The following is a 12,748-nucleotide window of genomic DNA, read 5'->3' on the forward strand; positions in this document are numbered from 1 at the left end:
GGCGATGGAGTTCTCGACGCCGTTGACCGCCTGCTCGATCGGAATGCCGACGGTGGTGGCCACGACCTCGGCGCTGGCGCCCGGATAGGTGGTCGTGACCTGGATCGTCGGCGGGACGATCTGCGGATACTGGGCGACGGGAAGGGTGAGCAGGCAGACCAGTCCGAGGACGGTGGTGATGATTGCGATGACGTTGGCGAGGATCGGCCGGTCGACGAAGAATCTGGACATGCCTGCCTCCTGGCGGATCAACTGCCGGGTCTGGCCGGGGCCGTGGGCTCGCTGCCTGCGGCAGGATGCGGGCTCACCTGACGACCCGGGACGGCCTGCAATAGTCCCTCGACGATCACGGCGTCGTCCGCTTGCAGGCCTTCGCTGACGACCAGGCGTTCGCCGACCTGCAAGCCGACCTTGACGCCGCGACGCTCGACGATATTCCGGGCGTTGACCACCAGGACGTATTCCCCCTGCTGGTCGAAGCGCACGGCATCGCCGGGGACCAGCAGGGCATTGGTCTTCTCGAGAGCGGAAATCCGTACCCGCGCGAAAAGGCCGGGAAACACGGTGGCGCCGCGATTGGGGAAGATGCCGCGCACCTGCAGGGTGCCGGTGGTCGGGGCGACGCCGAGAGAAGCGAAGTCGAGGTGTCCCTGGTGCGGATAGCCGTCTTCGGTGAGCAGGCCGAAGGTCGCGGGAACGACGCCACGCGTGATCGGGTCCGGAGGCAGGGCCTTCTGCCGCTCGATGACGCGCAGCAGCTCGCGCTGGTCGATGCTGAAATAGACGTAGATCGGGTCGATCTGATCGATCTCGGCGAGCGAGGTCGGCTGACCGATACCGCCGACCAAGTTGCCTGCATCGACGAGATGCCGGCCGATTCGTCCATTGATCGGCGCCCTGACCAGCGTGTAGCTCAGCTTGAGTTGCGCAAGCTCCACCTGCGCCTGCGCGGCACTCAGTCTGGCCGCGGCCTGATCCTTCTCGGTCCGCCAATGATCGACCTGGGTTTCGGTCGCCGCGTCCAGCCTGACCAATCCCGCATAGCGCCGCAGTTCCGTCGTGGCGTGCCAAAGCGCCGCCTTCTCCACCGCCACCTGTGCCTGCGCCTGCTTGAGCTGCGCCTTGTACTGAGCCTGCTGGATGGTGAACAGCAGGTCACCCTTTTTCACCTGCTGGCCGTCGGCAAAGTGAATCTTCTCGAGATAACCCTCGACGCGCGCCACGACGGCAACCGACTGGGTGGCTGCCGTGTTGCCGGTAAAGTCGAGGTGGTTCGCCACGCTCTCGGAGACAGGCCGGGCGACGGTGACGGCCGGCGGCGGCGGGGTCGCCGCCTCCTTCGCACCCTGGCAACCACAAATCGTCATGCTCACCACCACGGCAACCAGCGTGGCGAGCTGCCTACCGCCGTGACGCAAGGTCGATCGCTCCATCTCCGGTTTTCCCCCACGCTCCGCACGCTCGACCGATCACCATTCGGGCGGCCGGACGAGCGGTCCGACATCCCCCGGCGCCGGCAGATCGGGCACCTGCGGCCGCAGCAGGTCGGGCGTCAGCAGCGTCCCCCAGTCCGTTCGCCCGGCCATCTCTTGGCGTGTCACGGCGGGCACGAAATCCCGACCACGCCGCACTTCCCAGCCACCCCCCAGGGCCCGATACGCCTTGATCAGACCGAGCGGGATGTTGCCCTGCGCGATCGCCAGACTGTTCTGCGCCTTGTAAAGGTTCTCCTCGGCATTCAGCACGGTCGTGAAGTCCACCGTGCCCTCCTTGTATTGCAGGAGCGCGATCTGCAGCGCGCCGGTCGCTGCCTTGACGCTCTTCTCCAGAAAGACGGCCTCGTCGCGCGACTGGCCGAACTCGCTGATCCCGTTCTCGACTTCCTGCTGTGCCCTGAGCACCGCGTTCTGGTAGTCGACGAGCAGTTCCTGAAACTTGGCGTCCTGCACCCGCACGTTGTTGGTGATCTGACCGTAGTTGAGAATGTTCCACTGCACCGCGGGTCCGGCGACGATGCTCAGGCTGCCGGCGCCGAGGCTCGCCTGACCGATGCTGGAACTCGCCGAGCCGATCGTGCCGAGCAGCGAGAAAGCCGGCAGGAGGTCGCCCTTGGCCAGCCCGATCTGGGCGGACTGGGCTGCCGCCCGGAGTTCGGCCTTGCGAATGTCGGGCCGGCGCCGCAGGAGATCGGCGGGAATGCCCACGGCCAGGGTGGCGGGCGCGACCGGGATTCCCGACGCCCCCGCCAGCAGACGGTCGAGCGGCGCCGGAGGCATGCCGAGCAGAACGCTGAGCGCGTTCGTCGCCCGTCTTCGTTCGATGTTCAGTTGGGGAATCGCTGCTTCGGTCGCACCGAGAACGTTCTCCGCCTGATAAACGTCGCGCCTGGTCACCACACCGCCGGCGAACCGCGCGCTGGCGATCGCCAGTGCCTGTTGCTGGCGGACGATGTTCTCCCGGGCAATCGCCAACTGAACGTCGATGGTGCGGATCCTGACGTAGGTGCTGGCCACGTCACTGGTGAGCGTGACCAGCACGTCGTCGTAGGCGGCGACGGAGGCGAGAAAGGCGCTGCCGGCGGACTCGATCCCGCGCCGCACCTTTCCCCAGAGATCGAGCTCCCAGCCGGCCTGCGCGCCCAACGCAGCCTGCCAGAAAGTGTTGTCGACGACCGTGTAGGGCACCGAGAACGGGAGCCGGTTGTAGCTCGCCGACGCGTTCACCTGTTGCTGTTGCGGATAGAACTCGCCGATGGCGACGCCGAGCTGCGCGCGTGCCTCGAGAACCCGGAGGCCGGCTGCCAGGAGGGTCAGGTTCCGTTCGTAGGCGGTCTCGATCAGGCTCGACAACAGCGGATCGTTGAGCGACGACCACCACTCGCGATACTGCTCGCGACCCGAATCGATCGTCGTCGTGCCGGTTTCCATCCAGTCTTCGGCCACCAGCACCGGGGGGCGCTTGAAATCCGGACCGATCATGCAGCCGGATGCGAGCAGCGCGAATGCCCAGACCATCCAGGCCCTGGGGCGCCATTGCAAGAAATGCCGAGGCATGTGTCTACACCCCAAACCCTACCCAGGCCGCAGCTCTCCGATCTTCCATGCCCTACGGGAAAATCGACGATGCTGGAAAACCGGAATCCGGAAGTGGCAACGCAGTCGATCCAGCAGATCGACTGCGTTGCAGCAAGCTTCCGCACAAGATCGTGCTGGTGGCGACCACTGCGATCGGATCGATCGCTTCGCGCGCGGCCACCCGGTTCTTCGACACATCGGCCAACACCCGGACCGACCCGTCTATTGCCTTGATTGCTGCAACTTCTGGAGTGCCTGGGCGCAGCCTACGGTCATCTTTTCTTTCTGTCTCGACAGGCAGGCCTTGAGTCGACCGCCTCCCGGCTCCACCTTTGGGCAAAGCCGCTCGACGTCGGCCTTGCAATAGGTGCGCAGTGCCTGGATTTCGGCTGCCTGTTGCGATTTCTGGGCAAATGCCGGCACGACGGCCAAGACGAGGGAGAAGAGTACTACCACACGAGCAGTCATCAGCAAGCTCCTGCATGGCCAACTTTGGGGAAGCGGGTCGCGCCGGACATGCGACCGATTCAAAAATGTAGTCGCGAATGGTGATTCCGTCAATTGCGGTGTACGACAAGCGCAGGAAACAGATTGCCCCGACTCGACCGGCAGCCCGTTGCGTGCTGGCGTTGTTCACGTTTGATCAGCCCTGCCTGATCGGCACCACTGCTCGGGCGTCGGTGGCGACATGGGCGGCCATCGATCAAGACGGGCAGAACAGCGATGCAGACACTGGCGATCGACCCGCCCTGCACCCTGCCACATCGACTGCCGCCGCTTTTCTCGCCCAGGCTGCACGACTCTTCGCTGCTTTCCGGCATACCGGCCGTAACGGGAAGTCGCTCGGCGCTTCCGCAACTCATTGCACTCGTCATTGCCGCACGCTGAATGAATTGCGGCCGTTGGCAACAAAACCGTTGTACAGGCTCGGCTTTTTTTGTCACCATTCGCTCCGCATCCGCGGGAATGAGCGCCGTTCCTTCCTGACGTATCGAAAATTGGGGCGGCACACGACCCGGCGCATGGTTAACGGTGGTTGATCGATCATCCTGAAGGAGGAGTTTCAAATGAAAAAAATGCTGCTGCTGTCGGCACTTCTGGCGCTCTCGTCGACCGGTGCCTGGGCAAAAGACTGGACCGACATTCGCATGGCGTCCGAAGGCGCTTATCCCCCGTTCAACGAAATAGGCGCCAATGGCGCATTGAAAGGCTTCGACATCGACATCGGCAACGCACTGTGTGTCGAGATGAAGGCGAAATGCACCTGGGTGAAGCAGGAATGGGACGGCATGATCCCGGCCCTGATGGCCCGCAAGTTCGATGCCATCGTCGCCTCGATGTCGATCACCGAGGAGCGTAAAGCCAAGGTCGACTTCACCAACAAGTACTACGCCTCGCCGGTCGTCCTGATCGCCAAGAATGGATCACCGCTCAAACCGGAGCTGGCCAGCCTGAAGGGCAAGAAGGTCGCGGTCCAGCGCGGCACCGTTTCCGACAATTTCGCCACCAAGTACTGGGATGGCAAAGGTGTGGAAATCGTTCGCTACGGCAAGCAGGATGAAGCCTACCTGGACCTCAAGTCGGGCCGCGTCGACGCCACCTTTGCCGACTACTGGGAAGCCTATGGCGGTTTCCTGACCAAGTCCGAGGGTAATGGCTACGGCGTCGTCGGCGAGCAGCTTTACGGCAAGAATGCCGAAGAGCGTGCCGTCATCGGCGAGGGCATCGGCATTGCCGTACGCAAGAAGGATCAGGATCTCAGGGCACAACTGAACAAGGCGCTCGCCGCGCTGCGTGCCAGCGGCAAGTATGACGAGATCCGCAAGAAGTACTTCCCGATGGACATATACGGCCAGTAAAGCCTCACCTTGCGAAGCGCCGGGCGCCGCGGCGACCGGCGTTGCCTGCGGCATCGGTTGTTGCAGACGTCCGTGGCTTTTCCAGAGACCCCACTGGACAAGGCCCCGGCACGTTTCATTGACCACCGGCCCCTCCCGCCAGCACACGGGAGGACATTCGTGAGTCGCCGACGCGACGTTCATGCTAACGAGCAGCGCGAGGAAGAAGTCAGCCATGGATGCACTGATCGAGTACTCACCCAGCTTGCTGGCCGGCGCCTGGATCACACTCCAGGTGGCCCTCCTGTCACTGATCCTGGCGGTTGCCTCCGGCCTGCTTGGCGCTGCCTGCAAATTGTCGCGCATCGCACCGCTTCGCTGGTGGACCGCGCTCTATACCACCGTCGTGCGCGGCGTCCCCGACCTGGTGATGATGCTGCTGTTTTTTTACGGCGGCCAGGTGATCCTCAATGCCATCAGTGACCATCTGGAATGGGAGATGATCGAACTGAACGCCTTTGCGGCCGGCGTTCTGACCATCGGATTCATTTTCGGCGCCTACTTCACAGAAACCTTTCGCGGCGCCTTTCAAGCGGTACCGGCGGGCCAGATGGAAGCCGGCCGGGCCTATGGCATGAATGGCTGGCAGGTTTTCTGGCGCATCCTGTTTCCACAGATGCTGCGCTACGCCCTGCCGGGAATCGGCAACAACTGGCTGGTCCTGCTGAAAAGCACCGCCATCGTTTCCATGATCGGTCTGGCCGACATGACCTGGCTGGCCGATCAGGCTGGACGCTCGACTCACCAGCCTTTCACTTTCTACATGGCCGTTTGCGTACTCTACCTGGCGATGACCGCCGTCTCGAACCACGTTCTGCAACGCCTGCAGCGCCGCTACAACGTCGGTGTGCGCGAAGCGAAGGTCTGAAAAAAGGAGCCGCTCATGGATTGGTTTGACCTGAACGTCATCAGCGGCAGCCTGCCCGAATTCTGGCGCGGATTGTGGGTGACCTTGCAGTTGACCATCATCTCGCTGGCAATCGGCTTCGCCCTTGCCATTCCACTGTCGATCGCCCGGGTGTCGAGCAACCCCTGGGTGAGCCGGCCGGTCAGCGCCTATACCTACTTTTTTCGCGGCACACCGATGCTGGTGCAGTTACTGCTGATCTACTACGGCATCGGCCAGAGCGAATGGGTACAACAGCAGTGGGAAACCGGTAATTCCTTCTGGTTGCTGTTCCGCGATGCCTATTTCTGCGCATTGCTCGCCTTCACCCTCAACACCTGCGCCTATCAGCTCGAGATGTTTGCCGGCGCCATCCGCAACATTCCGCTTGGCGAAGTGGAAGCCGCCGAGGCAATGGGCATGACGCGCTATACCTCGCTGTGCAGAATCGTCCTGCCATCGGCATTGCGGCGGGCGATTCCACCCTTGAGCAACGAAGTGATCCTGATGCTGCAAGGCTCGGCGATTGCCAGTGCGGTGACCCTGGTCGATCTGACCGGCGCGGCGCGCAACGTCTACTCGCGTCATTACGCACCGTTCGAAGCCTTCATCTTTGCCGGACTGCTCTACCTTGCCGTAACCTTCGTGCTGGTCGGCCTGTTCCGCTTCGCTGAAAGCCATTGGCTCGCCCACCTGCAACCGCGCAGCGCCAGCGCCAAAAAAGACTGATTGGAAAGGCTGCCATGACTCTCAAGCCCAATACCGAACTCCTCCGCGTCGAGGATCTGCACAAGCAGTACGGCGACAACGAGGTGCTGAAAGGCGTTTCGCTGACCGCCAGTTCAGGCGACGTGATCAGCATCATCGGCTCGTCCGGCTCGGGCAAGAGCACCTGGCTGCGCTGCATTAATTTTCTTGAGCTACCAACTTCCGGCAAGATCATCGTCGCCGGCGAAGAGGTCAAAATGCTCCCCGGCAGCAAGGACGCGCTCAAGGTTGCCGACCCCAGGCAACTGCAGAAGATCCGCACCCGCCTGTCGATGGTCTTCCAGCACTTCAATCTCTGGGGCCACATGACCGTGCTGCAGAACGTCATCGAAGCGCCGATCCACGTGCTTGGCCTGTCAAGGAAGGAGGCCATGGAACGTGCCGAACGCTATCTCGAGCGCGTTGGCGTCTGGAAATTCCGCGACACCTACCCGGCGCACATGTCGGGCGGCCAACAACAGCGGGTGGCGATCGCGCGTGCGTTGGCGATGGAACCGGAGGCCCTGTTATTTGACGAGCCAACCTCGGCGCTCGATCCGGAACTGGTGGGCGAAGTCCTCAAGGTGATGCGCTCGATTGCCGAAGAGGGCCGCACCATGCTGGTCGTCACCCACGAAATGGGCTTCGCTCGCGAAGTCTCGAACCACGTGATTTTCGTCCATCAGGGACGTGTCGAAGAACGAGGCAACCCGAGAGAGGTGTTGACCAGGCCGAACAGCGAGCGTCTGCAACAGTTCCTGTCGGGCAACCTCAAGTAGTCGAACGCCGCTTGGGCACTCCAGGCTGCAGGGCAAGGTGAGGAGGCAGGGCCAGAGGCGGGCAAAGCACCACGCCAACAATCCTCGACCAGGCGGCAAACGGCTCAGCCGCGATAAGTCCGCAAGTGAATGCTGGTCTCGGTACTCTGGATCCCCTTGATCAGGCGAACCCGTTCCAGCACCGACGAAAGTTCCGACAGGTGGGCCGCCCGCAGGCCGGCCAGCAGATCCCAACGACCATTGGTATCGTGAATCTCGGCGACACCGGGTTCACCGAGCAGACTGGCGATGACGGCGCGCGTTTCGTTGCCTTCGACAGCGATACTCATCCAGGCATGAATCTCGTTCGGCTGCGCGTCGGGCCGCAGCCGAACGGTGTAACCGACGATCACTCCGTCATCTTCGAGCCCCCGAATACGGTTGGTGACGGTGCCGCGTGACACCTTGAGCTTGTGTGCCAGGGCGGCAACAGTCAGGCGGGCGTCGATGCGAAGAAGGCCGATCAACTGTTGGTCAAGCACATCCATTTTGCTCACTCCGTCAGTTCGACCTGCGCATTGTGACAAAACAAGTGGCAATTTGCTACAAAATTGGCGATTCTGTTTGACGTCGACTTGCTTCAATATTTCTCCGTCGCAACGTTCAAACAGAGGAGACAAGCATGTCGAACCACACCAGGCTGCACAAAGACACCGCCAGGCGTGTCAATACCCGGTACCTGAGCGCCGAGCGCGTCGCCGAGATCATCAACCGGAAGGGCATCGCCGAATGCCTCGCCGGTGTCGCGTCGTACATCACACAGGACTTCCTGCGCTGGACCGACTTCGACAAGTGCCCCCGCATGGCCAATCATTCGGAGGTCGGGGTCATCGAACTGATGCCCGTGTCCGACGCCAGGAGCTATGCCTTCAAATACGTAAACGGTCACCCATCCAACTATCGCTACAACCTGCCTACCGTGATGGCCTTCGGGGTTCTCGCCGACGTGGCAACCGGCACGCCGGAACTGATCAGCGAACTGACGATCACCACGGCGATTCGCACAGCCGCCATGTCGGCTGTCGCGGCGCGCGCGCTGGCCCGCCCCGGCAGCAAGACCATGGCCCTGATCGGCAATGGCGCGCAGAGCGAATTTCAGGCGCTGGCCTTCCATCATCTGCTCGGCATCGAGATGTTCCATCTCTTTGACATCGATGCCGGGGCCACCGACAAGCTGGTCGCCAACCTGAACCGCCTGGGTCTCGGAAGCAGGCGTTTCGACAGCACCCGCGAGGCGGTCACCGGCTGCCACATCGTCACCACCGTAACCGCCGACAAGACCAACGCCACCATCCTGACACCCGAGATGATCGAGCCCGGCATGCACATCAATGGCGTGGGCGGCGATTGCCCGGGCAAGACCGAACTGCACGCCGACGTGCTGCGACTGGGTCCGGTGTTCTGCGAGTTCGAGCCCCAGTCGCGTATCGAGGGCGACATGCAGCAGATGCCTGCCGACTTCCCCGTCACCGAGATCTGGCAGGTCCTGTCCGGTCAGGCAACCGGTCGCACCAGCCCCGAACAGGTCACCATCTATGATTCGGTCGGTTTCGCGCTGGAAGACTACTCCGCGCTACGCTATATGCGCGATGTGGCAGCAGAGCTTAAAATGACCGAAACCATCTCGCTCATTCCGGCGCTGGCCAACCCGAAGAACCTCTTCGGCTTCCTCGGCGGGAATCGTGGCGAGCAAACACCGGTTCCCGCCGAAGTAGCGCTGGCAGCCTGATCCGGGGGAATCACCAGCCTGGAGATTGTCATGACCGCACTTCCGGTGAGCATCATCGGTGTCCCGACCGACGTGGGCGCCGGAAGGCGCGGGGCCAGCATGGGGCCGGAAGCCCTGCGCGTCGCCGGCATCACCCAGGCGATCGCGCGCTTTGGTGCCGAGGTGAGGGATTGCGGCAATCTGAGCGGCCCGACCAATCCCGACCTGCCGGCAGTCAACGGCTTTCGCCACATGCCCGAAGTCGTGGCGTGGAACCGCAGCCTGCACGTAGCGCTGCATGCCGAACTCAGGGACGGGCGCCTGCCGATCATGCTCGGTGGCGACCACTGTCTGGCGATCGGTTCGATCAGCGCCGTCGCGCGGCATTGCCGGGAAACCGGCAAGCAGCTCCGGATTTTGTGGTTCGACGCGCACGCCGATTTCAACACCGCCACACTGACCCCCAGCGGCAACATCCATGGCATGCCGGTGGCCTGCCTGTGCGGCCATGGCCCGGCGGATTTGACCCATATTGGCGGCATGATGCCGGCCATAGCACCACACGAGATCCGCCAGATCGGCATCCGCAGCGTCGACGAAGGTGAAAAACGCTTCCTGGCCGGGATAGGGATCGAGGTCTTCGACATGCGTTACGTCGACGAGGTCGGCATGCGCGCAACCATGGAACAGGCACTGGCCGGTGTTGGTCCGCAGACCCATCTGCACGTCAGCCTGGACGTCGACTTCCTCGACCCGGACATCGCACCGGGGGTGGGCACCACGATACCGGGTGGCCCAACGTATCGTGAGGCGCAACTGTGCATGGAAATGATCGCCGATACCGGGCGACTCTGCTCGCTCGATATCGTCGAACTGAATCCGGCGCTCGATCTGCGGAACATGACGGCGGAACTGGCGGTAGACCTCGTGGAGAGCCTGTTCGGGAAAAGCACCCTGATGCGCATGCACCAGTAAGCCGCAACGCCTGGGAACTCCCATGACCGCTCTGCAGGAGCAGCCCACGCGAGCGCTTGCCACCTCGTTGCCAACATCGTCTGCCGGCCAGACGACGTAGACGATTCAAATACGGTGCCCGCCACAGACCCCGGAAAGGCCTTTGGCCAGCAAGCGCACTGCGGGAGCGCCGGGCGACACCGGTACTGGCGGTCAAGGTATTGTCCACCCCCTGGTCGACCGGACGCGCAATGCTTACCCCTTGATTCCCCACCAAAAGCGCGTATCGTGCTGGAGCAGGAGAGTTCATCTTCCGACTGACGGCGCTGGGTATGCGGAGGTTCTTCGTTTGGCATGGGAGGACACTTGGCCAGGCAAGCAGAGGGGACGGAGAAACGACGCCATGCGCCGCTACGGGCTGCTGCCGGAGCGCAACCTGACGGCGCAGCAGCGGCCGAAACAGACACCCAGTCCACGCAAGTGGGCGTCCACACCCCCCCGGTGCCCCAGCTTGAACTGGCAATCCAGCATGCGGAGTTGCAGCGCGCGCTCGAGGAATCCCGCAACCGCTACCTTGACCTGTATGAGTTCGCGCCGGTCGGCTATCTCACCCTTGCCGATGAGGCCGTGATCACCGAGACCAACCTGACTGCGACCATCCTGCTGGGACGGGAACGCCGGGAACTGCTAGGGCAGCGCTTCTCCACTCTGGTCGCCAGCGAAGACCACGAACGCTGGCAGATACTGTTCGGGGGTCTGGCCCGGGAGGAGAGTGACCAGGGTGCCGAGTTGATGCTGACCCGCGGCGACGGCAGTGCTTTCCAGTCCCTGGTCAACTGTTGCCAGCGTACGGACACGGAAACAGGGAAGCGGGCAACACGTATCACCCTGAGCGACATCAGCGAGCACCAGCAGATCGAGGCCGCTCGACTGTTCCTTCTGGAGTGTGGCAACCGCCACCCGGACGAGGACTTCTTCGAATCGCTGGCACGCTACCTCGCGCAAAGCCTGCAGATGGATTACGTCTGCATCGACCGCCTCGACGGCGACCTGCTGCACGCCCGCACGCAAGCCGTCTACGTGGATGGCGCGTTCGAGGACAACGTGTCTTATGCGCTGGCAGACACTCCCTGCGGCGATGTGGTGGGCGAACTGATCTGTTGCTTCCCGGAAAAGGTGCGCGACCTTTTTCCGCGTGACGAAGTGCTCCAGACAATGGGAGCCGAAAGCTATCTCGGAACCACGCTGTGGGATTTTGACGGAAAACCGATCGGCCTGATCGCGATCATTGGACGCCAGCCCTTGCGCAAACGTCACCTGGCGGAATCGCTGCTCAAGCTGGTGGCGCCACGCGCAGCCGGCGAACTGGTGCGCCGAAGAACCGAAATGGCGCTACGCGAGAGCGAGGAATGCTTGTTCGAACTGTTCGACGAGGCACCGCTCCCTTATCAGTCGCTTGATGTCGCCGGCAACATCCTGATGGTGAACCAGGCCTGGCTCACTCTGCTCGGGCGAAGCAGGAAAGAGGTGCTCGGGCATTTCATCGGTGAATTCATCACCGAGACCTCACGCGAAACGCTTGGCCGCGAGTTCCCACAGTTCAAGCAGCGCGGCCGCGTCGACGGCCCCGAGTTCGAGTTCGTGCGGCCGGACGGGAGCAAACGACGGGTGCTGGTCAACGGCCGCATCGCGCGCGACCACGCCGGCAACTTCCTGCGCACGCACTGCATCCTGACCGACATCACCGAACGCCAACAGGCGGAACAGCAGTTGCGCGTCGCCGCTGCCGCCTTCGAGGCGCAGGAAGGCATGATGGTCACCGATGCCGCGACCGTGATCCTGCGAGTCAACGTCGCTTTTACCGAAATCACTGGATATTCGGCCGCCGAGGCAGTCGGTCAGACGCCGCGCCTGCTGCGCTCGGAACGTCACGACACGGCCTTCTTCGCCGCGATGTGGGAGAGCATCCGAAGCAGGGGATCGTGGCACGGCGAAATCTGGAATCGGCGCAAGAACGGCGACATCCATCCCGCATGGATCACCATCACGGCAGTGAAAGGGACGGACGGCGAGGTCAGCCACTACGTCAGCACATTGACCGACATCACCCAGCGCAAAGCGGCGGCCGACGAGATTGCACATCTGGCCTTCTACGACACGCTCACCGGACTGCCCAACCGGCGTCTCCTGCTGGATCGGCTGCAACGGGCCACCGCCACCAGCGAACACAACCGGCAACATGGTGCGCTCCTGTTCATCGACCTGGACAACTTCAAGATGCTCAACGACACCCTGGGCCATGACATGGGCGACCTGTTGTTGCGCCAGGTTGCCCAACGCCTGGCCGGTTGCGTTCGCGAGAGCGACAGCATGGCTCGCCTCGGTGGCGACGAGTTCGTCGTCATGCTTGAAGCCTTGAGCAAGAATCCCCGCGCGGCCGCGCTGGAGGCCAAGAGCGTTGGCACAAAGATCCTTGCCCGGCTCAACCACCCCTACCGTCTTGCCGGTTGCGAACACCATAGCACCCCGAGCATCGGCGTCACGCTGTTTCGCGGTCATCGGGCAAGCGTCGATGAACTGCTCAAGCAGGCCGACCTCGCCATGTACCAGGCCAAGGCGTCGGGACGCAATACCCTGCGTTTCTTCGACCCGGTCATGCAGGC

The 12,748-nt window shown here is 62.8% G+C and carries 13 protein-coding genes; 8 read left to right on the forward strand and 5 right to left on the reverse strand.

Annotated elements, in window-relative coordinates:
- The 4 genes from JNK99_RS06745 to JNK99_RS06760 all read right to left on the reverse strand — a co-directional run.
- On the reverse strand, positions 1–231 hold a 231-nt coding region (locus JNK99_RS06745; RefSeq protein WP_291850500.1), incomplete at its 3' end, for an efflux RND transporter permease subunit.
- Between the two features lie 17 nt (positions 232–248).
- Positions 249–1,433: an efflux RND transporter periplasmic adaptor subunit gene (locus JNK99_RS06750; protein ID WP_291850502.1), complete on the reverse strand. Its 1,185-nt coding sequence runs from the start codon at positions 1,431–1,433 to the stop codon at positions 249–251.
- 36 nt (positions 1,434–1,469) lie between these two features.
- On the reverse strand, positions 1,470–3,014 hold the full coding sequence (locus tag JNK99_RS06755; protein ID WP_291850505.1) for an efflux transporter outer membrane subunit: 1,545 nt from the start codon (positions 3,012–3,014) through the stop codon (positions 1,470–1,472).
- Between the two features lie 282 nt (positions 3,015–3,296).
- A complete protein-coding gene (locus JNK99_RS06760) occupies positions 3,297–3,542 on the reverse strand; it encodes a cysteine rich repeat-containing protein (RefSeq protein ID WP_291850508.1) in 246 nt (81 codons plus the stop codon).
- A gap of 77 nt (positions 3,543–3,619) precedes the next feature.
- On the opposite strand from JNK99_RS06760, the gene JNK99_RS06765 reads away from it, so the two are divergent.
- The 5 genes from JNK99_RS06765 to JNK99_RS06785 all read left to right on the forward strand — a co-directional run bounded on the left by JNK99_RS06765 (position 3,620) and on the right by JNK99_RS06785 (position 7,384).
- Positions 3,620–4,114 (forward strand): hypothetical protein, encoded by a 495-nt coding sequence (locus JNK99_RS06765; protein WP_291850510.1) that lies wholly within the window; start codon positions 3,620–3,622, stop codon positions 4,112–4,114.
- Between the two features lie 27 nt (positions 4,115–4,141).
- A complete protein-coding gene (locus JNK99_RS06770; RefSeq protein WP_291850513.1) occupies positions 4,142–4,933 on the forward strand; it encodes an ABC transporter substrate-binding protein in 792 nt (263 codons plus the stop codon).
- Positions 4,934–5,147: 214 nt separating this feature from the next.
- Positions 5,148–5,840 carry an ABC transporter permease gene (locus JNK99_RS06775; RefSeq protein WP_291850516.1) on the forward strand — a complete coding sequence of 231 codons (693 nt, stop codon included), beginning with the start codon at positions 5,148–5,150 and terminating at the stop codon, positions 5,838–5,840.
- A 15-nt stretch (positions 5,841–5,855) separates the two neighbouring features.
- On the forward strand, positions 5,856–6,587 hold the full coding sequence (locus JNK99_RS06780) for an ABC transporter permease (RefSeq protein WP_291850519.1): 732 nt from the start codon (positions 5,856–5,858) through the stop codon (positions 6,585–6,587).
- Between the two features lie 14 nt (positions 6,588–6,601).
- Positions 6,602–7,384, forward strand: a complete 783-nt coding sequence (locus JNK99_RS06785) for an ATP-binding cassette domain-containing protein (protein ID WP_291850521.1) — start codon at positions 6,602–6,604, stop codon at positions 7,382–7,384.
- Positions 7,385–7,488: 104 nt separating this feature from the next.
- Here the strand turns inward: JNK99_RS06785 and JNK99_RS06790 are convergent, their stop codons facing one another.
- On the reverse strand, positions 7,489–7,911 hold the full coding sequence (locus JNK99_RS06790; protein WP_291850524.1) for an Lrp/AsnC family transcriptional regulator: 423 nt from the start codon (positions 7,909–7,911) through the stop codon (positions 7,489–7,491).
- A 134-nt stretch (positions 7,912–8,045) separates the two neighbouring features.
- Between JNK99_RS06790 and JNK99_RS06795 the strand changes: the two genes are divergently transcribed.
- From JNK99_RS06795 to JNK99_RS06805, 3 genes are all read left to right on the forward strand, one after another.
- Positions 8,046–9,152, forward strand: a complete 1,107-nt coding sequence (locus tag JNK99_RS06795) for an ornithine cyclodeaminase (protein ID WP_291850527.1) — start codon at positions 8,046–8,048, stop codon at positions 9,150–9,152.
- A gap of 30 nt (positions 9,153–9,182) precedes the next feature.
- Entirely contained in the window at positions 9,183–10,106 is a 924-nt protein-coding gene (gene rocF, locus JNK99_RS06800) for an arginase (protein ID WP_291850530.1), read from the forward strand.
- A 480-nt stretch (positions 10,107–10,586) separates the two neighbouring features.
- A partial coding sequence (locus JNK99_RS06805; RefSeq protein ID WP_291850533.1) for a PAS domain S-box protein occupies positions 10,587–12,748 on the forward strand: 2,162 nt, incomplete at its 3' end.

Source organism: Accumulibacter sp. (assembly GCF_016789985.1).
GTDB lineage: Bacteria > Pseudomonadota > Gammaproteobacteria > Burkholderiales > Rhodocyclaceae > Accumulibacter.